This window comes from Bradyrhizobium sp. USDA 4452 (assembly GCF_054063575.1).
Genome location: NZ_JBSSGK010000001.1, coordinates 5,167,874 through 5,189,934, shown reverse-complemented (window position 1 = coordinate 5,189,934; position 22,061 = coordinate 5,167,874). Strand labels below are relative to the sequence as shown.

The window sequence follows — 22,061 nt, the reverse complement described above, 5'->3', positions numbered from 1 at the left end:
TGGCCCGAACGTCACAAAGGCGTTCAGTTGCTAGTCCAGGAGGTTACCATGGAACGACGCGCGACTAATCTAAGGATATCAGCTTTGATATGTCTCGCTGTTGCTGTCCCGATCAGCGGTGCCTTCGCCCAACAGACACAGCGCGTATCCTACAAAGCGGGCGCGGAAAATGCCAAATACACACAACAGCAGTTTCTCGACGTCGGCGACGTCGCGGGCCATCAGGTGCGATCATTTGAAATTTATCGCACCTTTCCGACTAACCCTCCCGTCGTCAATGGTTTGAAGATCAAGGAAACGTGGACGCGGGGCGTTTCCGACTACGTCGACAATAATGGTCCCGCCAGCATATACAATGTCTATGTGTTCGAGAACGGCGACAAGTTCTTCTCCCGAGGAACTGTGCTCGCTCATAGCGCGGGGCCGGGAAAGCTTAGCAGCACGACTGTCTCGTACATCACGGGCGGCACCGGAACGCTCGCTAATATTCGTGGAATTGCGCGAACAACCGGCCACGCCGAGCAGGGGTAAATGAGTCGCAAGTCGAGATCGAATATTCGATCGGCAAGTAGCTGCGGATCTCAACACTTAACGATCTCATCGCTTAGCAGTCGTCGATGCACGCCTTGGAGACTTTCCAATTCAGCGGATCGCGGAACGTCGGCTCAAGAGCACGAGCACCGGTCGCACCCACGGAGCGCCTTTCCGTGGCAAGACGAGAGGATGCGCATGATTGGATAGCTCAGAAACACCTTTAACAGTGTCAGGTCCTCCGAGCGGGAGCGGGTTTCTGCCCTCGGGGCGCTCGGCCGACTCCGTTCACTCGCGGTCCCGCCGATCTGCCAGCGCGAACCCCACTCACATGCCAAATTCGACGCCGATCGAGGAATGGACAGCTCAACACCGTTCGGACAAGCCCCACAGACCAGCGTGGTGTTGAGCGTTGTGCCGTGACCTACGTCCTACGGGTGTCCGACGTCACGAACTAGGCTTCTCGCCCGCCATAGTCAAAATGAACTATGCCGGCCAATCGCGCGCAGCATCTCGGTCTGGGCGGTGGCGTAAAGTGTTTGCCAGGACTCTCTCAGCTCAGGGGTGAAAGACGCGCCGAATTTGCGCTCAAAGCTCCACATCAACGCCTCGCCCATTACGACAAAGTGCGATGGCTGAACGCCAAGTCTGGCGTGCTTGTGACCGGAAATCGCGATCAGCGATTGGAACATCGGTCTTTCGTCGAGCGAGGCGACCAGTGCCGTGATCATATCCAGCACCTTCATCCGCTGCTTCTCAGTACCGCCGCCGAACATTTGTCTTGCATCAGGAGCTAGTTCGACGAACCTGTTGTAGCACAGGTCAGCGAGGTCGCGGCGGATCGGCCACATCGCGTCAAATGATGTCCTGACAAGGTCGACCTGCTCGGGCGTCATTGATCACACCAGCAGGCTCGTAAAGAATGGTCTTGCGATCTCTGCCGCTGAGGGCTCCCTCTCATCTGAAGTGACGACGGAGACAAACTGGTGTTTGCAGTTCCAGCAGCGCCAAAGATCTTGAGCTTCATTCGCGGAGACGCGCTCGTGCCACTCGAGGGTGACTAATCCAGAACCACAGCGAACGCATTCTTTGTCATGCACTGTTGAGATTGGGAGCATGTGGAACCTCTTTTCTTACACACACGCGACGCGTCGGCAGAAGGACAAGCGTTGGTGGGGCCATCACTTGTGCGGCCTTGAGCAGCTGCGCTGGATCAGATGTCCATTCCAATGCTCGCGCCGGCAGCGAGAACTCGGCGAATGAGGGTCTTTTGCGCAAACGATACTGGGACCGGCAGCATGTTGGAAGCCGGTCAAAGAGTCGCGCCTAGGCGCGTCACAGTGTCTTGAGATATTCAAGTAACGCCTTTTTGTCCTGATCGCTCAGACTTGTCCCGTACTCGTGGCCACATAGGCTGTTTCCAGAGTTGATATTGCTGCAGTCCGTCACGGATAGAGTGTCGCTCAGCGGCGCCTGGGTGGCAGCAAGACCAACGTTTTCAATGTCGTACTTCCGTCCGACGCGAAACTGCGACTTGCGCTACCCTGACGGCTTGAGCAATTCCGCCAGCGTAGGGACCGAGCCGTTATGAAGATAAGGAGCGGCGGCCCAAATACCCTGTAGAACACGCGCCTCGTAGGCGCCCCATGGAGGGAGCCGAGTGTGAGATGCTCGTTCTGCTCCCTGACGCCTGGCCTTTTTGATTGCTTCCGAGGTGCTGACAGTATCGAAAGCCGTTAGCAAATCTCAGCGTTGGCGGTAGCCGCACCAGCCCCAGAGACTCCGGTGTGTCCGACGATCCCGGATCTGGCGCCGCTGCCACCCGGGCATTGGTTGAAGGGGCGCCGCCGGCCAACAGGTGTTCCGCGATCGAACCAATGACCGTGGTCGCAAGAATGTTAAGAATCTCATCGTTCTCCTTGAGGGGGGCGGTCGCGACGGGAATGTCCGTTCCTTTGCTTCAGCGCCTGCATCCAAGACAACGTAATCAAACGCGAGCCCTGATCGCGCGAATAGAAGTCAGCTCTCGCTGCCGCGATCCAATCCAGACCCTGGTCAAGATAGATGGGATTGGCGTCAGTGCCTTGAGCGTCCGATCTTGTCGTGACGACAGACGTTAAGGCGATCAGAAAGAGAGTGCGGAGCATCGTGTGTCCTACCGCTTCCATTGTCGCAACAGCCCGAGGCAACTTTCGCCGAAATCCGCGCCTTTTCCGGCAAACCTGGGCTTGCCTTTCGGCCTGCAGGCCATCGGATCATTGGTTATCAAAGGGCGCTATCCAACAAACGTCAACCTACCAAGTCTTGTGGGAAGCAACTGCATTCGGAAAACGATCATCGCGTCGCCCTGGATTTGTCGGAGGCATACAGGCGTGCGGCATCGCAATTGCGGAGCCTCACTGCCACATTGGTTCCGAGAGATCGTCCCGATGTCGATCTGGAATGGCGCAGGATCGACCAAAACGCTTCAAGGCGCCGCTCACTGATCGACAATCTTCCGGTGAGAACGACGTGCAAACCAGGCCGTCGAAGCGCACGAGCAATGACTGACGGGCTAAAGAAGCATGAGGCGTGACCGTAAAGACCTGCTCAGCGAATTGAACGGGAATCGCGGCCGCAATCTCGCTGCCGAACAGTTTGAAGCGGTCGCGAACCTCACCCTTGCCGAGGAGTTCGGGAGCGTCAAGCTGGCCCACAGCTTCGCGGTCGGTTCAAGGTATTTGACGGTGCGTGTCGAAGGGATCGACGGAAGGCAACTCAGCGGCACGGAGGGCTAAAAGGCGAAACAGTGACCGATATCCACGAAGAACGCGTATTCTGGAATGATACCTTTAACGCCGAGATATTTGATTTCCGCGGCCAGGTTCATTTTGCCCGCTTTGATGGCTGCACCTTCGTGAAATGCACCATCGTGCTCGATAGCAGCGCCGAACAACTTGCCTTCACCGGCTGCACGTTCAAGGACTGCAACATCGATCATATCGACGCAGACGAGGCTCGCGGAATTGTTGTCCGTGACAACTTTTTCGATCGCCCCATTGCAGAGCGTAAGGCTGATTTCGAACGACGCTTGGCTGAAGCGCTGAATCGGCGCCTAAAGTCCTAAACGCCGAACGCTTAGCCATGGAGCTTCACGCCACCAACAACATGCGGGCGATCTCCGCGCCGGCTCCATCAATTACCGTACTCGACTCGGTTACCATTGTCCGGGTCGCCCCGGTACGCGCTGAGGCCGGAGTAACTTAGTCGCCCGCGCCCCTAGACTTTGCGGCACAGTTCTCCCTACTCATTGGGGAGTACCGGAGTCATACGGATGGCGAAGGCGTGCCCGCTCCTCCATACTTTGTCCAGGTCAGGATTTTGCGCACCCTCCTGGGGCTAGAGCCAACGCCGTCCGCATGTATTTCAAGCGGGCGGCGTTGGGCCGTGGATCTGTGGCGCGTCCGATTAACTGAGTGCGCTCTCTATAGCCATAGATCTGGTCCGATCAGCGGCCATTTTTGGGCGTCGTGCGCTGGTCATGCTGTTCACTGGGCGCAGGGGCGAGCGAGCCATCCGCCTGGACGATCATCTTGCGCGAGAGAGGCGCGCCCGACAGCGGAACAGCCGATCGCTCGACCTGCGGCGGACATGTGCGAGCAAACGCGGCGATTAAGCGCTGGCGGTGACGAGCTCTCTCCACGGCCGTCTCGACCGCCTTCTCTTGGGCTCGCAGCGCGGCGCGGTATGCGCGTTTACGCTGGCGGTTCCATTCTTTCACGTCTGTCACAAGCCAAGCTGCCTCCCCGGCGGAAGTGCTCGCGCATGGAAAGTCGGGCTGTTCCGCCCAACGGACGATCGTTGCAGGTGTAATCTTGAAGTACGCCGCCAATTGAACCGCCGTCATGTAAATACCGGGCGGGTCAATCGAAGGCGGTCCAACGTCCGGGGTCATGTTTTCAGTGCTATCTGTCATCGCTCGCAGCCACCCTGGCCATCAACGAACAAAGCGCGATTGTGGCGCTTGCACTTCATCGGCGAGCCCTCTCATGAACGATGCTCCTCATGCGCCGCGTCGCAGATGATCTTGATCAACCTTAAGAGTGTAAGCGGATGTTTGCGTACAAGCTCTGTGCTCGTCTTCGCGAACTCATCGGAGCCTCCTCGCTGGCGGACGATCTCCCGAAGTGCGGCTCAGGGTCGGCATAGCGAATAGCTGCCTCGAAAGCCGGTATAAATTCAAGCCTGTCCATTGCAACACATTCCTTATGAAGAGAGCTCCGGTTTTGAAGGCGGTCTTGGTGGCGGCCTGGTCGCCATAAGCTCCGCAATCGCGGCAAGTACGACGCTCGTATCGGCCTTTCCTTCGGACCATCCCTTCAGCGCCTCTATCGCGTTCTCCAAGGCCTCATCACGGGTCACGGAACAATCTCCACAGCTCCCCTGTGGCCGGCGGCGCGGCCTGACTCCGAAAAACGCGCGGGCATCTGGAGACCGCCCGCGCGGAGTTTGCTACGTCAAGCTTGGTCCGTGTTGCGTGAAGATAAACAGCCAAACCGATAAGCCTCTCAACAACTCGCATGCCACGGCACCGTGCAGAAGTAGAGCCAAACGGCGCGGTATCGACAGAGCACAGTGAGGCCGACGCGACGGAAAAGCGTGCGGGCGACTGCTGATGACCGCCCGCACGCCGTCGCACCTCAAACAGACCTGGCCCTCACGAGGGTCAATCATTAAGCGACCAAGCTATAGACTGCTCAGCAACGCGCGTGCCAGACGACCGGAGGGTAAACGGCGCAACCCCGGTGCACTTCTCGTGCGACTTTCAGACATGCACGCAGTCAACCCGACACCGTTTGAACGAAACCAGACGTGGCTAATGATGCCGAGAGGGCGCAGGGATTGGATGGTTGCCATCGTGTATCGCGATCAGTTCGCCGGGCTCCAAACCGAGCTTTTGCAACTGCTCTTTTTGAAGCGGACAGTTAAGCATTCCGGCCCTTGCGCCGCAGTCGGCTATCGTCATCCTCACCGCTTCCGCCGGGTCAGCGACGACAACCACGTATACTACGTGTCTGAATTCTTCGTCGTCGCCATCTTCCTTGAAGACAGCAGCAGTCACTAACCAACCGTCCATCTTGCTGCGCTCCGGGAACGCGAAGTAGGCGCTGTCTTCACCTCATTCCATAAGTATTACGACTACTATGATGCCGATGGAGACTAGGCCCATGAAAATCACGCAGCCTAGGTACGGTAGGTCGCCGCGCACTACACAGCTCCAGACACGAGGACGGAGCGTGCACTCCGGCGACACGACCAACCTGCACAATTCGGCCCGCTGCGTTCGACAGCCTGACACGGCAATCCGAGTCCCAACAACTACTGGCTTGCATAGGTGCATGGCCCGGACGACAACGTCGCCCTAGCGAAGCTGGGCTTCAGCAACTTTGGCGAATTCCAAAGCGAACCCTGGATATCTGCAGCATTTGGATGCCGGACTGCCTCTGACTTTGAGGTAATCCTCGACTTTAGGACCAAACCGCGGCTTTATCTGCAGCACGTAGCGAATGTCGAATAGTAACTGAGCAGAGACCTCATTGGCTCGTTCGCGCAATTGACGCACGATGACGTCCAGCTCGAAACGGGTTTCCATCGGTTTCTCGATGACAGGAGGCTGCTTGCGGCCGCAAAGCGAATGACACCCTCTCCAACGCCTTCCTCCGGAACGCAGAGGCGCGCTGAGCTTGACGGAAACTCCCGGTCCTTCCAGGATCATCCGCCGCGAAGGTACGACTTCCGGCGCAAGCCGGCCACGATCGTCGGAACCGCGATTTGCGTTACTCGCTGTTTCGCAGGATTACTGCCTCGGTCGCACGTCTGTAGAGTGTGGCAGGTTTGTCTTGGGCCCTAACCCCTGCAAACGCATTATCGTCTGCTTGGCCAATTCCCCGTGGAGCCTATGGATCTTCTGAGAGCCAACAATGAGAGTTTCATGAGTCTGGTTCAGGAAATCGGTTTGAAGCTCAAGAGCTTCGTAAAGCGATCGCGCGCCCGCCAACTTCTCGAAAAACGACTTGGTGTGTTCGAAGGATTTTTTGACATAGTCAGCATAGGTTTTTGCGATTTCTTGATAGCTGACCGGCACTGTTTCCGCTGATACGATCCGGCCGTTCGAAGAGGTGTCAGTCGAAGAGGTGTCAGTTGACGCGAACTGCGCGCCGATCTCCTTCGGCGTGTGCTGCAATTGATCTGGCGGCGGGCCCTCTTGTTGACCCGATTGCCGCCTCTGCTGTGCAGTTTCGTCGCTCTGCCGATCCGCGTTCGGGTTGCCCTTGCCGGATTTTCGTGGTGTCTCGCTCTGGTCTGGACTCATTGCTAAATCACTCCGTGGTTTGATATCAATCAAGTTGCAAACCTCCGCCATGCTCACGCTGGCATCATGATTCCGATCGGCTCCTTGTGCGGCGATTTGCTACATTTTAGCGGACCTCTTCTACGCTGCCGCTCGGCCGGCTCCGAAAGCGGCGCGTCATAGTACGCCTGTCCTCATTGGACATCTCGCTCCCTCGCCCGCGCATTGCCGAAATCACTCGGTCGTCCCACAGCAATTATCAACCGGGGTTTGCTCCCACTGCGATCTGCGAGAAGTTCCTATCCCTGAGAGCACTGGGAGTAAGGTTGGCATCGGCCAGTCCTCTCCAAGACCTCCCGACTTCGATCCACCTGCTTTTTCGAGAGGGCAAGGTGTCAAGCATCCTCCTCCAGCAATGCCCAGGTTTGGGGGACCAAGTGCGCTACTTTCGAGAGCTTCGAGATAATTCGTTCGACGGTCTGTCCGTTCTGCGCTCGCCAAATCGATTTGACTTTATGGATGAGGGGATTGTCGTTGGCGCGAACACCGTTGCTTGTGAGGGCCGAGTCAGCCACACAGACCAGCAAGAGGCCGAGACAGAGCCACAGCACGCGTTTTCTTGCCATTTTTCATTCTTGCCATTTTTCACCTGCCGCCCCGATCCTCTGTTCTCTCTGTGAGGCACCAATGCTACGCGGATTACAAACACGCTGTTCCGCAGCATTGAAAGTTAGCAGCGACGTGACAAGACGCCCGTCGGTATCGGCCGAGCAGACGCCGTCCCTGGCTTATGTCACGCGCCACTAACCTCACTGGCCAGCCACGGCCTCAACTTGCGATGGTAGCCATGCCTGAGGGAGGGTGCCCTCGGCACGTCGAGGGTCTGCATTCTTCGTGCCAGGCAATAGTCGACAGTTCGTACCGTGTTTGTGTTGGCTTTGTCTGCTTTGCGACTTACTCAGGTTTCGATCCTTGCACTCAGGCCTGTCCGCAGCGGCGTCATGTTGACCTTGTCCTCTCCGCAATCATCGACCCGTGCAAGCGAATCTTTCGCTGCAGCTCAGACATGGATGAGATCCCTTTGGCGCCGTCATCGACACTGTTTCAGTCGGCGCCGTTGCCGCAAGGCCGACGCGATCGAAGCTCGCACCAGCGAGGCACACCTTTTCTATCGCCATTGAGCATTCACTGCGCAATCTTCGTTGGCACACCGTTTGCTCGTCCAGAAATAGCAATAGTGGTCTTTGTGGAGGCCAAAGCTCCCTGATCAGTTGCTGCGGTCGAAAAGACAAGGTCGATTCGACGGCGGTGCTGAGCGCTGAGCGGGCGGATACTTTGGCGCAGTTCGTCACAGATTGAGATGTGCTTGAGCTTATATCGAGAAGAAGTATCGGGTGAACTAAGACGTCGAGAACGAAGCCATTGTGATTGACAGCGCGCCAGAGCCAATGTTGTCCGCCCGCGATCGAGAGCGCGTTGGCCGGATGCGGTCAGAGAGCACGTTGCCGAATTTCCGTCCCCAGCGGCGCGTGGGTTCATAGCTCACCTCCAATGCCACGCGGCGACACTTTGTCGGGGAACGCATTCCCTGGCTCTCTGACGCAATTATATCGGACTCTAATCCCGCACAACCTCGACTCAAAAAAATGCCACCAAAAGTAGCGCGCTGGCAAGCGCCCTACGCGCTGCGCAGGATTCCGTCTCGTTCACCTTTTCCCGCTTCTTCGCGATGTACTCGGCGATCTCGGCAAGATCTTCGCGCCCGGACATGTAGGCAGGGACCATGTCCTGCAGATGCGCCAGGATTCGGAAGAAGGTCGGACTGACGCAGGAGGGATTTGCCCTGCGCTTCTCTGTAAAGCTGGCCATCCTGCGAGATCGGCAGCAAGGGCAATATGCTCCTGACCAGACCGAGCGCGCCTATTTGACGATTATCGACCGTGATCCGGTCGCGGTGGAGCGCCCGCTCCCGCAAGAGTGTGAAGCCGCCTGAGTGGCAGGCACAGCGGCCGACTCAGACACCCGGCAAACCATACATCCAAGCCTGCCGGTTATTTTTCGTTGACGGTCGAAGTGTGGCCATCGAGGCCGATCGCCGCGTGCTCGGCCTCACGGCATAGGGCCAAACCAAATCGCAAGCGCGAAGACGACCAAGAGGGAGACAGCGATGATCGCTTCACGGGCCGACATTCGCTTCATGGGGGTACGCCTCTCCGCGGGGATCAACGTCCCGGCAGGTTGCACACCCCCGCCGAGGGTTGCAACCTACCGAAAGCGGTAGACCGAGCGGACATGGCCCGCGCGGCCCAGCTAATGCTCAAATGAAAAAGGGCTTATACTGTTACTTCACCTTACCGCCTCTCGGCTCAATGTGTCGCAGCACGGATGCTCCGAGTTCCTGGGTTTGCTTGTTCGATAGCTTGCTCGGCGTGGCCGTCGCAACGCCTGCAAGGTGCTTGATCTTCGATGAAGTGATTGGGTGTACGGTCTTGGAGGGCGAGGTAGACGGTGGCTTTTTGGCCATCTGGCATTCTCCTACTGGGTTGAACGAATCGTCAGAGTATACCTTTCCGCGACCCCAATCGGCAGCCATCCCGCAGCGGCCTGCAACGACCGGGACCGGAAAAAGCTGGTTCAATCTGGTTCAATATGGCGTCGGCGGCTCTACTGCATGCTGGCCAGCATGCAGGGTCGGAAGAGGCGTTGCTCACTCTCGTACCAAACCCTGGGCTTGCCCGCGCCCTCTCTTCCAGACGGGCGGGTGACAAGTTCGGTCACCTCACTGGCTCAAACGTAAAAGCCAGCGCCGAGCAGATAAAAAAAGCACCAACTTATTGATGCGGGTCAGCACCGCGACGCATGGCGCTGTCAACGGTCAGACGCTGCTCGGCGTCTCGCAGCAGACCGATGCCGATGTTCACAAAACACCTGACCGATGAGGGCATATACGGCCGTCGCACGGTTACCTTGCAGCACCTTCACGTGCCCGTACTCCAGCACCTGAAGGTTGAAATCGCTCTTGCTCAGGCGGCACAATCTTGCCGTCCCCGTTTGGTGGCCATCCCCCTCTAGAACGATTTCTAGAATGGGCCAAGGAGGCTGGCTGCAAGAGGGACATCAAGGTGCGGACACACGCGCAAAGTGGTCGGCCTTACGAATCGCTCGAAATTGAGGGACCAAGCGGCGGGAAGGTTGTTCTTATTAATCCCGACCTCGGCGAGCATTTGGCGCCATCGACGGTTTCATATTTGCAGCGTCGGCTCGCCGTAAAGTCGCCGTTCCCAGAAGCGCCGGAGCCCACCACCCCGGACGACATCGAGTATGTTCCCGCCGACGGTACCGACGACTAGCTAGACTTGATGTTCATGCCGAACACCTGCAGGTGAGGTTTGATTGATCCGACTTTCATCGACCAGTCAGTGACATGCGTCTTTGATCCAGATCAACTACCAAGGTTCGTAGTGGACGCAAATTGCCGCATCTTGGCATTGAGATTGCAAATCTAGCGGCAATAAGGGAAGTTGGAGTTGGGAATGAACGCATTTCAGAACTTCCTCACGTTGCCGTAACACCCACATCATCAATTTTGTATAGCCATGACATTGATTTCATCCATTTCAGTTACGTGGCTCTCTTAGCCGGCGCGCTCCACCGATGATGACACGGCACATTCGTGCGGCCCTCACGGAAGCGAGCCGACGAGTTTTCGGTTGCCGCACATTGGGAGTGAGCTTCATCCTCGCACAACGACCAGCATGACCTGCCGCTGCGGCGCGCGCCGCGCGGCCAGGGGTGCGCGGCGGCGATCAGGGTGAGACTTCAGCGACAATCAAGGGTTCTTCCGCATATTTGGTGCAGCTTGAGCGACTGGGGTTGGATAGGTTTGCGGTCGTTCTCAGGCAGCCAGAAGGACGCGTCGACGCAATAGCGGGTAGCTTGCCCGGCCATACATTTGTCGTTTGATGGCTTTGATCCTGCTGATCTGGCCTTCGACCGGACTGGTTGTCCAGGGGGTAGTTATTGCCGCGCGGACCGCATCGATGTCGCGCGCGATGCCGTTGGCGAAGCTCTTGAGCTCGCTGTTGGCTGCTTGTGTGATCCATTTATCGAGCTCGGCGATGTCGCTACCATTGAGAAGGGACACAAACCGCTTTGCTAGATCGGCCGCCGTGGCGAGTTCGGGAGCTTGCGCGAACAGATGGCCGAGGAACAGCCTGGCTTCAGCATCGATCTGATCCGGATCCTGGCTCAAGTACCAAGCACAGCGACGACGCGTGGGAGCTTTCCAGGTCAGGTGTCGTTGTGTTGTTCCGCCCGCGTCCGCACGTGCACGCCTGTCAGCGGCCCATCGCGCGACGGTCACAAGCTCTCGCCAAAGCTGCTGGCCCACCTGGCAGCCGGAGGCCCACCGCGCTTCGAGCCACGCCTCGAAGGGACCGATAAGATGTGAAGGTCTGTAAGGACGCGAATGCTCCGGTTCGCCGCCGGCGGCGAGCCAGCGCTGGACAGTGCGCCTGTCGACACCGAGCAGTTTGCCGATGCCGGATGTCGGACAACCTTGCGCGCGGAGGCGACAGATTTCATCCCAGCGTTCGCGTCGCGCAGCCTTTCGATCCGCCCGCAACTGTGCAAGGCCGGGCGGCGCCGTGGAACTGCCGGTCTTCGGTCTTTGCGCGGACGCCATGATTTGCACGGCGGCGGCTACGTTGTGACGATGGCGGCCGACCGCGTGGCGCAGGGCGTCCCCCAAACTGTTGAGCAAGTGCCAGCGATCGGCCACCTGCACTGCGTCGGGCGCGCCGCAGCGTGTGCCATCAGCATAAAGTCCCGCACGATCGCGGGCGACGACCTTGATTCCGGGCCAGCGCTTCAGCCAGCGCGCAACACTGTCGGCGTTACGATCGGGAAGCAGGTCAAGCACGCAATTGCGCTCCAGATCGCAGATGATCGTTCCATATCGCTGGCCACGACGCCAAGCCCAATCGTCGATGCCGACCACGGTCGGGGCAACGAAATCCGGCAAGGGAGCCGAGTGAATCATTCGGAGCAAGGTGTCGCCACTGACTGGCATAGCCAGTTTGCGCGACAGGCGCGAGCCGGGCTCACCGCCGACCGCAAAGCCGATCGCCAGCTGGCTCTCGCCGAGGCGGGTTGTGCGTCTTGCTTTCGGTCGCACCGTTTCCGGTAGCCGCTCGGTGAATATCCGACGCGGGCATTGCGGATTCGCGCATCGAAACCGTCGCGCGTGAAGCCGGATTTCGACAACCCGCCCCTGCCACGGCAGATCGGCTAGGCGTCGCGCGTAGTGGCTGTGGATGCGATCCGTCTGGTAGCCGCAACAGGGACAGAGTGAGACCGCTGACTTCGGCCGAGCAACGAGCACCACCCTGTCGGTCTGGGGAAGAATCTGGACAATCAAAAGCTCGGGGCAAATCAGCGAGCAGAAGGCATGGAGCAAGGCGAATCACGAGCGTCGACTGCGATTCCGACCTTATGCCCTTATTCGAACTGTCCGTGAATCCCGCACCCTGCACCAAATATGCGGAAGAACCCCTGATTGTCGCGCTATACAGGGGATTGCATTGAAAAGATCGCCCTTGATCACCGGCCTACCGACCGACAGCGTCGCTGCTGTTCAGGTTGTCGACGGGTCGGTGATGGCGATGCAGTTGGAACGTCACAGGCCTGAGACATGCAGTGATTAAAGTGAATCAGACCCATGGATAATCGTTATGACCCGCACGTTCTCTCAGTGGCTCGGCGACTGTGCTAATGCAATGGGTCTAGACGACGACGTTGGTGACTTCGCGCGAGATCGAACGCTGGTTGTGCACGACACCATCTGCACGTTCGTTCATCCATGCGGAGACCAGCATGACATCGCCGCCGTGCTGCTCGACGCAGGCTTGCCTTCGACGGCGTCCGATCATGACCTGATTGGACTGGCATTATCCCGAAATCTCTCGAATTTCCTGCTTGGCGCGCCGCTGTTCTTCGTCAATCCGGCGAGTCAACACCTTGTTTTGGGTCAGAAGTTCGAGTTTGTGCAGATCGACCCACCATCGTTCGCGCCGTTGCTTAACGCGCTGGCTCTGCAGGCCAAAGCTTGGCGGGACAGGCGGAGCGCTGCACGATGACGGGCATTTCAAATGTGGCGGACGGCGCGCGATCGCTGGGACTCCGCGTCGGCCCGCTGGCGACTCAATCGCCGTGGGCGTTTGGGATCGAGGCGACCCCAGCGGGCCCCCTACGCTGACCGATGATCGGCGACGAGATCACGAAAGCATATCTGAACAACTGTTGAGGGCCGGTCAAACCGTCAGTGCGGGGACATTGCACTCTGGAGAGGCGCCTGCTGAAGAGCATGTGGCGCCGCTACTCCAGGACAGCTTATCGCAGTCACCTGATGCGGACGCACCGACGGAGCGTCAAGACGCTCTCCCTGCGGGTGGCGCCCGATGGTGGAGATGGATGGTCGCGCTATTGGGCGCGAGCGCAATACTGAGTGCGCTAGAGACCTTTGTTGGTCGCCTCGGTGAGGCGGCGGTGCATGCATTTTCCGGTCATCCGCAAAATCCAGAGGAGGTCAGCGATAGGTCGATGGCTGCGCATGCTGCAGTCAACATCGTGATGGAGCTGATCGCGGGCGCAAGAGTGGGTGTGCACACTTGGCGGGCGAGTGACAATCCAGAGGCTTATTGGAGAGGATTTCGCGGTGAGCGGTCGGCGCAATCTGCGGCCTTCGCGATGGCGGGAACGCCTGACGTGCCCGCAAGCCAGATGACCCGCCTCCTGCTTAGCCTCGCGACGGCTTTTGTAGCGTTCGACTTCGCCGCGCACACCGGCATACGTGCTCTTTCGTACCTTCAAAGCTCATCGAACAACAAAGTCCATGCCTACGAAGCCGTGGTTCGGTCCAATGCCAACACAGCTTACTGCTACACCCGTGAGGTCGCACACTTCGTGGCTTCCGCCTTTCAGCTCGTGTCGCACGATGCCTTGCTGAACTGGCCGGGATGGGCCGCCAGTTCCATAGCGTATAGCTTCAACTCCGCAGCACAGCAGACGGTATCCAGAGGTATCGACCAGGGTAGGGACTTCGATCTACGTTGGCCAGCAATTTCCGCTGCGGCCGAGGCCGTCGATGCTGCCATTACGTCCGGAGCTGCTCGTCTTGCTGAACCGGATAGGCCCGTGGAGATTTGGCGTGGTCGTCTTGCCGAGGGGACCTCGGCAGAGGGATATCCGCCGTCAAATCGCAGTGTCATTGATACAATCGATCGGGTGACACAACGCGCCGTTGGCCGCCAATTTGTTGGAGAATTCTCTAAGGTCCTGCCTCGTGAGTTGCAGGATCCGCGGATTGGACCAGTGCTTGCGGCCACAACGCATTTTCGCGAGGTGATGTGGCAAGCCGAAGACGCTAGTCGCGGCAACGGCGTCAGTAGGGCCGCGAGTGATCCCGAGGCGCCGCCGCCCGTCGAGATGGTGCCAAATGCCAGCAGCAGTCCGGGTCCATCTGCACTGCTGCATGAAGGTAGTGTACTGCCGTCGCCCCCGGATTTGAATGCACCGCCGCTAAACGTCGCGCGGCCATCGTCGTCTGCCGAGGCCGCCTCGAGTTTTGTGGATTGATCCTTGGAGGAGTTCGGACATCTCGTCGGCTTGGGCTGGGAGCACGGCCGCCAACCGCCACCGCCTTTCTTGATCGGCGCCCTGAACAGAAGGGGCGACCTGCCGAGGACACCGCTCGAGAGTAAAAATGTAAGAATCCACGGTCAGATCTACGCGATCTGCGTGGAACCCGGGAGTGTGGTGCCGACCATAGACAATCCGCTAGGCGGCAACTTTATACTCGTCCCGGACCTTGGGCTGAATCCCCGCGCGCCAGCGGGGACGCGCATCGGTGAGTTGTCCTCCGCATAAGGCAACCAGTTCGCATGCCAGGGGAGAGACCGTCCGCAGGACGGCGCGTTGGAGGGGGCTGGCTGCCTACCGCAATCTCTCCCTTGAGGGCTTCGGGTTTGACAAGCGGACCTGCCGCCACAAAGCGCATATCATGGCGACGTGGAGACGAAGGCGCTCAACGGTGCTTATTTGTTGCTAAGTAGTTGGTTGCCCGTGAAGAATTCGGAAGCGATTGATTTGTCGCTGTGATTTGACGTGAGCAAGTATTCGATTTTGCAAGAAAGCCGAGGGTAGGTCTTGGTTTTCATGCGTTTTGGAATTCCGGATTTCGGCGCTTCGTGATTCCCTTGACGGCAGATTCGCTGTCGGAGGAAAGCCCGTGAGCCAGCCTCGTGACGATCGTCAGGACGATCTGTTTCGTCCATCTCTGGAGAAGATCATCAACCTTCGCCATCCGCTGGTGCGTCTGGCGGCGGAGATCGATTGGGACTTCCTGGCGGGACGCTTCAGTTCGGTCTGTCGCCTCGGGCCGGGGCAGCCGCCGTTGCCGACACGATTGGTAGCCGGACTGTTCATCCTCAAGCACATGCACAATCTCTCTGACGAGGCGCTGTGCGACAGGTGGGTCGAGAACCCGTATTTTCAGTATTTCTGCGGCGAAGTGGTGTTCCGGCACGACCTGCCGTTCGATCGCTCGTCGCTGACCCGCTGGCGCCAGCGGCTGGGCGAGGAGCAGATCACCGCGCTGCTGCAAGAAAGCCTCTCGGTGGCGCATCGAGCTGGGGCGATCGAGACCAAAGATCTCGAGCGGGTCGTTGTGGACACCACCGTCCAGGAGAAGGCGATCGCGCATCCGAGCGATGCCCGGCTCATGCACCGGGCGATCGAGAAGCTGGTCGATTTGGCCAAACGCGAGGGCATCGAACTGCGCCAGAACTATCTGCGCGTGGCCAAGCGCGCCGCCATCATGGTGGGGCGCTACACGCATGCCCACCAGTTCAAGCGCGCCCGTCGAGAACTCAAATTCCTGCGCACCCGGCTTGGCCGCATCATCCGTGACATCAGACGCAAGATCGAGGGCGCCCCCGCGCTTGAGGACCGCTTTGGTCCGCTGCTCGATCTCGCCCACCGGGTTCGCCATCAAGAGCCGCGTCAGCGCGGTCCCAAGGTCTACTCGTTGCACGGCCCTGAAGTGGAGTGCATCGGCAAAGGCAAGGCCCGGGCACCCTATGAATTTGGCTGCAAAGTCTCGATTGCCACGCCTGCTACCGCGCCCAAAGGCGGGCAGTTCGTGCTGCATGTCAAGGCCCTGCACGGTAATCCCTATGACGGCCACACGCTCGGTCCCGTCATCTCCGATCTCGAAAGCTCACAGGTGTCGCAGCGCGCCGCATCCACGGCGACAAGGGCTATCGCGGCCACAACTATCCCGACCGGTTCAAGGTCTGGATCAGCTGCCAGGTTCGCCGCGTTACCAAAGCCATCCGCCGCGAGATGCGGCGGCGTGCCGCCATCGAGCCTGTGATCGGCCATCTCAAGGACGACCACCGAATGCGTCGCAATCATCTCAAGGGCCGCGACGGCGACCGCATCAACGCCGTTCTCGCCGCCGCCGGCTACAACTTCAGCCTGCTCCGCCACTGGTTCGCGGCACTGTTACGCGTCCTGCTATGGATCCTCTGTCGCCGCCTATCGCAACCACACCTTGCGTAAAACGGTATTCAGAAACGTTCTTCACGAACGACGCCGTATACATGACCGCACCGCTCCCATGTGTGAAGTCGACTGAGAAAGTTCTTGCGCCCGCGGGCCGTTCCATACATGTGCGCTACAAGCCGTCGCAGACCCACTTCGGCTACGGCATCTATCGCAACACGAGCAGACAGCCGAAGAACGCTGCGCAAAGGTCGCTGAGGACCGTGCGGCCATGCTTGACGACCACGCCGCTGATGAGTTCGCGCATGCGGTCGCCTAACGGACGTGCATCGCTTTCTTCATAACCATAACACTGCAATCGGACACCCACACCAAAAAGTAGTAATCCTCCATCCGGAGTTGTGCGACCTCTGGATTCAGATATGGTTGCCCCAAAATCACCAGTCCGTTCAGCGGTCCCGTCATTACGTGCGCACGAACCGCGAATGGTGGGTTTGCGTCACCATCGGCTGCGATCGGGTGAATTTGTGACTCACATCTGAATAGCAGTTCGAACAGATTTGTTGACCAACTGGCTGGGGAGCTAGAATGGATCTCGGATTAATGAGCCTCAAGCGAGGCTCCGGCGATTGCGCCGTCATATTTATTCATGGAGTTCTTTCCGGTGGCGACAAATGCTGGACCCACGAAAACGGCACGTATTGGCCCAACCTCCTCATGCAAGACAGCGCCCTCGGTGACCTGAGCGTTTTTGTATACACGTACGAGACCGGCATCTTTAGCGCGGATTACAACCTCGACGACGTTGTTGCAGATCTCCGGGAGTGGATGCGAGGCGCGGCGATTGAGGGCGCACCACGCATCATATTTGTATGCCATAGCATGGGTGGTATCGTCGCCCGAAGATATCTTGTGCGTCGCCAGTTCGATAAAGGTGCCCCGCGATCGCGTACGACATTTGGCCTCTTCCTCGTCGCTTCCCCGTCGCTTGGGGCCGAATGGGCAAATTGGCTCCAGCCAATCGCGGAATTTCTTTGGGCACAGCCAAGCCGATGCCCTTCGATTTTCGGAACAAAACAACTGGCTATGCGGCTTAGACGGCGATTTCCGCTCCCTGGTCCACTTTAAGGGTGACGAACTACATGGGCGCGAGCTAGTTGAAGACAAGTTCATTGTTGGTCGGTTTATTTTCGCTCCGAAGGTCGTCGCTCGAATATCGGCAGCTCATTATTTTCCAAATCCGCTCAAAATTGCCGGATCCAACCATTCCTCAATCGCCAAGCCAGAAAATGCGGTCGCGCTACAACATCAAGCGCTTCGCGAATTCATCATGGCTCTACCTAAACCTCAGGCTGATCCGGCGCAGATGGTCCGGACAACGAACGACGCCCTAAACGTGCTGATCGCCAACGCGAATGAGCCCGTGATCCGCGAAACCGTAGGTCGCTTTCGGGACGCCTTCGAGAACGCAAACACGCAGATCATGTTGATCAAACACTATAAGGGGCTTCACGACAGCTTGCACAAATTGCAACTTGTGCTCGATACGATTGAGGACGCTCTAGATCGGTCAAAAGTTGACCGGGCAGTTGCAGGCACGTTGGGCAAATACGCGGCTGTCCTAAACGGCATTGCTCGAGAAGCTCGGAAACAAATCGCCGACCTCCCAAATGCGCGGCTAGAGCAAACCTGGATAAAAAGGCTGGAAACCTACGCCGATCATATGCAACGCGCCGCAAGACCCTGCGCTGCTCAGACTGACTTCGATCAGCTTGCCAACATTGGGTTGGGCGAATTGTTGAACCAGGCGCCTCGCATTAACCAGGCCCTCACCAGCTGTATGGCCAGCCTCCATCTCGCACCGCTATCTGAGAGTATGCAAGTGATTGCGGAGAAACTCCGGCCATTCGCAAAGTCCGGCGATAAGGCGCTGCACCAACTCGACGCTGGATCACAGGCAGTCTGTGAGATGCAGCATCATCTCGCGCTTTTTGTCGGCGAACACTACGAATGGCAATGGTTCAGCAATGAACTCGACCACGCTAAATTATCCTCGAAGCATCAGCCATCGGCAAAAATGTCAAACTGGGCGGAGTTCAAAGAACGATTCACAAGACTCTGCGATCAAGATCCGAATGAAAGTTGGGCAAATGAACTCAAACAGCTAATTGAACAATGGATCGAGGCTACTCCGTCAGTTCAGCCAAGCGACGAAGAGAAAATTGCGGGAGAGAATGCGTTTGACGCATTTTACCAGGACTGCCTCGAGCGATTCGTCCAAGTTGACACGGATCTCAAAGACCTCTCTGCGCAGATTGCCAGTGTTGCCGGTAATCTAATTATGGTTTTGACGGTTATTACATAGCTCACGGAGCCACCATGACAGGCGCGCTCGTTACTCCGGCGGCGGAGCCGTTTTCCTCGCTCGACGCAATTCGGCGAGCAAATGACGAACTAATCTCGAATCTTCCGATCGACGCCATTAACTGGAAGGAGACCGAACGCGAGACAGCCGAGGAGCGCACCGCTGAATTCATCATGCGAGTAGTTGAAACCGGTGCCGTGCTAGATATGCCGGCCGACCGCAAGATGGCGCAAGGCTTCATAAACTACTGGGCGTCTAGGCCCTACACCTCATCGTTCAATGATGGAGCGACGTCGCCGAACCTGGGTAGGGCCAATACTCTTTTGACCCCTTTCGATGCGACTATCGTACTTTCTATAGTCGAAAGCTGTGATGCCATTTTTTTAGCGAAGGACCCCAACGACCAAGCTGTCATGAAACGAATGTTACTCCACCTTCTTCGCGTCTCTGATGGAGGTGCCGTCTCGTCGTTGCCGCGTGTCAAGACCAACCTATACTCGGCTGGTGAAGCTAGGTGCGGAAGCGAGATTATTGGGGAACTCCTTACCGTCGGCGCGATCGTTACGAAGGTCATTGAGGGGCGCAACTTCGTCGAACTGCGGTACGAAGCGCTTATGCGCCACTGGTCAAGGCTTCGGGACTGGATTGACGAACGTATCAAGTTTCGCGAAGCGGCGCTCTTTTGGATTCACACAGGACACGATAAGGGCGCGCTATTAGGCGCCAAGCTGGCGAATTCCGCTAAGCAATACGGCGATTTAAGTGACCTTGAGAAGGAATTCATCGATAAGAGCCTCGCACACACTAGTCGTCGGCGTGTGGCTCAAGTCGCCGCTGCTCTGATCATCCTTATCGCGCCTCTTACGACCCTATTAGCCTATAGGGAATTGTATCTCCCCTGGCAGACACCAACGAAAATTGCGGTAGCCAAGTCTCACACCAAACCAATCGAAAGCAGAGTCGACGCCATACGATGGCTGGCAGGAACGGGACGTGACAACCTCGACTTATCGGACACGTCACTGAAGGTTACTAACTCGAGGCCAATCGACCTGAAAGGATTGGTTACCCGGCGGCACTGGAACTTCAAAAGAGCGGAGTTAGCAAACGTCGACCTGAGAAAATCGAGCCTTCCAGCTGCCCAGTTCACTGAAAGCGCAATCGCTGACAGTCATTTCGACGAGGCGACGTTAGAAGATGCAAATTTCTCTGGCGCGAGGATATCGGATACCTCGTTTCCTAGAAGCAATCTTAGTCGCACAGTGTTCGATCTAGCGCAGCTTTGTCGCGTTGATTTCTCAGCCGCCGACGTTGACGAGGCCTCATTTACTGGAATTCGTTATGACAATCTCCCCAATTTCAAAAATACTGCATGGTGGCTCGCGTCTGGGTGGACGCACGAGCAAATCGACGCGCTTACTGAGCAATTCGGAGGTAGTAATTCAGATATCCCATCATTCAGGAGGGAGTTGAACCACTTCGAGAAACTGCTGGAAGCGAACAAAGACCCTACAACATTGGAATTCGTGAAAGCGCAGGACGGGATAGCCTGGACTTATGCGATCTACGGTCTTGATCTCGATAGGGCCGAAGCGGCGTCCAGGCAGTCACGTGAAGGAATCGCCAAGCTGAAAGGGCTGAGCGATTTCCACACGCAGAAACTCCAGTCGTACACGGAGGACACTCTGGGATACATTCTATTGCAAAAGGGGAAGATCGACGAATCAGTGGCGTTGTTGCAGGACGCGGCAAGGTTCGGGCAAAATCCCGGCGCGATGTTTCGTTACGCTCTTGCGCTCTCCAAGTCTGGGCGCAATGAAGAGGCTCGGAAACTCCTGAACACGGCAACTGCCAATTATGCACCCAGTCACGAACTGTATCTGCTCAGGAATACCTTTTCACGCGAGCTTCAAACTTTACTTGACGACCAACAATCGAAATCAGAGTTACCACCTACGGGCGGATGGTGTCATTAGCATATCAGGAGGCATGAGCGCTTCGACGCTCGGTGTTAATTTCGACCCTCATTTGGTCGTCCGTTAAGAAGCCGAATTGAGCGTGGCCGGCGAGGCGAGCGTGCGCCATAGCTGGACTAGACGCCACGCTTTTGACCTGAGATGAAGACGCGACGCGGATTTTGCGCGTCGTGGCCGCGGTATCCCTTGTCGACATAGGCCCGCTCGATCGGACAGCCGGTGAGTGTCTCGGTGCGGTCAATGACGTCCCGCAAGGTATGACCGTCGTACGGGTGACCCGCCCCTGAATTTTCATCCAGCGGCAGTTAGAGTCTCGGGGTTACCTGCAGCGATTCATCGGAGTAGTGTTTCGCCCAGCAGAGCGTATTCACGAGCTGCATCTGCTCGATCGTATGACAGGGTATTTCCAGAAGACGGTAAGCGGTTCTTTGTCCCCACCTTGTTCAGTGCGAGCTGACCGACAAGATAGCAACCGTCACATACAGCACGGTTCGCATACATGGTTGACCATATAGTTGACGCTTCGGAGCCACGGGGCCGGGTGGATATCCTGGTCGATGCGGGACGTCGACGCCGGTGGAGCGACGAGGTCAAGGGGCGGATCGTGGCGGAATCCTATGCGCCCGGCGCGGTGGCCTCGGAGGTGGCGCGCCGGCACGGTATTTCGCCGCAGCATCTTTTCGCGTGGCGCAAAGCGGCGCGTGGTGGCGTGCTCAGCCTGCCGGCCGACGAGGCGCCCCTCTTCATTCCGGTGGTGACAGAGCTGCGTGGCGATGGACCGGACACGGAAAAGGGAACGCGGAGCTCGACCACGATCAGCATCGAGATTGGCGGTGCGGTGGTTCGCGCTACGGCCGGGGTCGACCCGGCGTGGTTGCGCGATGTGCTGCGGGCCGTGAGGACGGCAACATGATCGCGGCGTCGGCGGGCGTGAAGGTCATGGTCGCGACGAGGCCGGTCGACTTCCGCAGGGGTGCCGACGGGCTCGCCGCGCTGGTCCGCGAGCAGCTCCGCCATGATCCGTTCTCGGGAACGATTTTTGTCTTTCGCTCGAAGCGAGCGGACCGCTTGAAGATTTTGGCGTGGGACGGGTCCGGACTGGTGCTGCTGTGGAAACGTCTGGAACATAGCGCGTTCCGCTGGCCGCCGATCAGCGATGGTGTGATGCGGCTCTCCGCCTCGCAGCTCGCCGCGCTGATGGACGGATTGGACTGGTCACGTCTGCATGTCCACGACGTTACGCAGCCAACAGTGACATCGTGAGCCGTTGCGACCAATTGAATCCGGCCACTCT

Annotated in this window: 18 protein-coding genes and 3 pseudogenes; 12 read left to right on the top strand and 9 right to left on the bottom strand. The window is 58.0% G+C overall.

The window, feature by feature from the left end; translation table 11 throughout:
• Positions 1-48 precede the first annotated feature (48 nt).
• On the top strand, positions 49-531 hold the full coding sequence (locus ACVISU_RS24820; protein WP_456708638.1) for a hypothetical protein: 483 nt from the start codon (positions 49-51) through the stop codon (positions 529-531).
• A gap of 476 nt (positions 532-1,007) precedes the next feature.
• On the opposite strand, the gene ACVISU_RS24815 is transcribed toward ACVISU_RS24820, so the two are convergent.
• Both ACVISU_RS24815 and ACVISU_RS24810 read right to left on the bottom strand, forming a co-directional pair.
• The gene (locus tag ACVISU_RS24815) at positions 1,008-1,427 is read right to left on the bottom strand and encodes a globin domain-containing protein (RefSeq protein WP_456708637.1); all 420 of its coding nucleotides are present in this window, start codon (positions 1,425-1,427) and stop codon (positions 1,008-1,010) included.
• A gap of 643 nt (positions 1,428-2,070) precedes the next feature.
• Positions 2,071-2,274, bottom strand: a complete 204-nt coding sequence (locus tag ACVISU_RS24810; RefSeq protein ID WP_456708636.1) for a c-type cytochrome — start codon at positions 2,272-2,274, stop codon at positions 2,071-2,073.
• 821 nt (positions 2,275-3,095) lie between these two features.
• Here ACVISU_RS24810 and ACVISU_RS24805 point away from each other — a divergent pair.
• The gene (locus ACVISU_RS24805) at positions 3,096-3,308 is read left to right on the top strand and encodes a hypothetical protein (RefSeq protein WP_456708635.1); all 213 of its coding nucleotides are present in this window, start codon (positions 3,096-3,098) and stop codon (positions 3,306-3,308) included.
• An 11-nt stretch (positions 3,309-3,319) separates the two neighbouring features.
• Positions 3,320-3,637, top strand: a complete 318-nt coding sequence (locus tag ACVISU_RS24800; protein ID WP_456708634.1) for a hypothetical protein — start codon at positions 3,320-3,322, stop codon at positions 3,635-3,637.
• 381 nt (positions 3,638-4,018) lie between these two features.
• Here the strand turns inward: ACVISU_RS24800 and ACVISU_RS24795 are convergent, their stop codons facing one another.
• Positions 4,019-4,486 (bottom strand): helix-turn-helix transcriptional regulator, encoded by a 468-nt coding sequence (locus ACVISU_RS24795; RefSeq protein WP_456708633.1) that lies wholly within the window; start codon positions 4,484-4,486, stop codon positions 4,019-4,021.
• Positions 4,487-5,416: 930 nt separating this feature from the next.
• On the opposite strand from ACVISU_RS24795, the gene ACVISU_RS24790 reads away from it, so the two are divergent.
• Positions 5,417-5,635, top strand: a complete 219-nt coding sequence (locus tag ACVISU_RS24790; protein WP_456708632.1) for a hypothetical protein — start codon at positions 5,417-5,419, stop codon at positions 5,633-5,635.
• 297 nt (positions 5,636-5,932) lie between these two features.
• On the opposite strand, the gene ACVISU_RS24785 is transcribed toward ACVISU_RS24790, so the two are convergent.
• From ACVISU_RS24785 to ACVISU_RS24765, 5 genes and pseudogenes are all read right to left on the bottom strand, one after another.
• On the bottom strand, positions 5,933-6,163 hold the full coding sequence (locus ACVISU_RS24785) for a hypothetical protein (protein WP_456708631.1): 231 nt from the start codon (positions 6,161-6,163) through the stop codon (positions 5,933-5,935).
• A 204-nt stretch (positions 6,164-6,367) separates the two neighbouring features.
• Positions 6,368-6,916 (bottom strand): phasin family protein, encoded by a 549-nt coding sequence (locus ACVISU_RS24780; protein WP_456708630.1) that lies wholly within the window; start codon positions 6,914-6,916, stop codon positions 6,368-6,370.
• Positions 6,917-8,259: 1,343 nt separating this feature from the next.
• Positions 8,260-8,408, bottom strand: a pseudogene (locus ACVISU_RS24775) (IS6 family transposase); the annotation flags it as partial.
• 92 nt (positions 8,409-8,500) lie between these two features.
• Positions 8,501-8,731: a hypothetical protein gene (locus ACVISU_RS24770; RefSeq protein ID WP_456708629.1), complete on the bottom strand. Its 231-nt coding sequence runs from the start codon at positions 8,729-8,731 to the stop codon at positions 8,501-8,503.
• A gap of 2,026 nt (positions 8,732-10,757) precedes the next feature.
• A complete protein-coding gene (locus ACVISU_RS24765; RefSeq protein WP_456708628.1) occupies positions 10,758-12,320 on the bottom strand; it encodes an ISL3 family transposase in 1,563 nt (520 codons plus the stop codon).
• A 274-nt stretch (positions 12,321-12,594) separates the two neighbouring features.
• Here ACVISU_RS24765 and ACVISU_RS24760 point away from each other — a divergent pair, with 274 nt between their 5' ends.
• From ACVISU_RS24760 to ACVISU_RS24735, 6 genes and pseudogenes are all read left to right on the top strand, one after another.
• Positions 12,595-12,999: a hypothetical protein gene (locus ACVISU_RS24760; RefSeq protein WP_456708627.1), complete on the top strand. Its 405-nt coding sequence runs from the start codon at positions 12,595-12,597 to the stop codon at positions 12,997-12,999.
• Between the two features lie 334 nt (positions 13,000-13,333).
• Complete coding sequence (locus tag ACVISU_RS24755; RefSeq protein WP_456708626.1) at positions 13,334-14,497, top strand: hypothetical protein; 1,164 nt, start codon at positions 13,334-13,336, stop codon at positions 14,495-14,497.
• 652 nt (positions 14,498-15,149) lie between these two features.
• A pseudogene (locus ACVISU_RS24750) lies at positions 15,150-16,483 on the top strand (IS5 family transposase).
• Between the two features lie 531 nt (positions 16,484-17,014).
• A complete protein-coding gene (locus ACVISU_RS24745) occupies positions 17,015-17,554 on the top strand; it encodes an esterase/lipase family protein (protein WP_456708625.1) in 540 nt (179 codons plus the stop codon).
• A 202-nt stretch (positions 17,555-17,756) separates the two neighbouring features.
• Positions 17,757-18,791: a hypothetical protein gene (locus tag ACVISU_RS24740; RefSeq protein ID WP_456708624.1), complete on the top strand. Its 1,035-nt coding sequence runs from the start codon at positions 17,757-17,759 to the stop codon at positions 18,789-18,791.
• A gap of 14 nt (positions 18,792-18,805) precedes the next feature.
• Entirely contained in the window at positions 18,806-20,767 is a 1,962-nt protein-coding gene (locus ACVISU_RS24735; protein ID WP_456708623.1) for a pentapeptide repeat-containing protein, read from the top strand.
• Between the two features lie 119 nt (positions 20,768-20,886).
• On the opposite strand, the pseudogene ACVISU_RS24730 reads toward ACVISU_RS24735, so the two are convergent.
• Positions 20,887-21,042: pseudogene (locus ACVISU_RS24730) on the bottom strand (IS5/IS1182 family transposase); the annotation flags it as partial.
• A 266-nt stretch (positions 21,043-21,308) separates the two neighbouring features.
• On the opposite strand from ACVISU_RS24730, the gene tnpA reads away from it, so the two are divergent.
• Both tnpA and tnpB read left to right on the top strand, forming a co-directional pair.
• Complete coding sequence (gene tnpA / locus ACVISU_RS24725; protein ID WP_456708622.1) at positions 21,309-21,680, top strand: IS66-like element accessory protein TnpA; 372 nt, start codon at positions 21,309-21,311, stop codon at positions 21,678-21,680.
• The gene (gene tnpB / locus ACVISU_RS24720) at positions 21,677-22,030 is read left to right on the top strand and encodes an IS66 family insertion sequence element accessory protein TnpB (protein WP_456708621.1); all 354 of its coding nucleotides are present in this window, start codon (positions 21,677-21,679) and stop codon (positions 22,028-22,030) included. The genes tnpA and tnpB overlap by 4 nt, the downstream gene beginning before the upstream one ends.
• Positions 22,031-22,061: the final 31 nt, after the last annotated feature.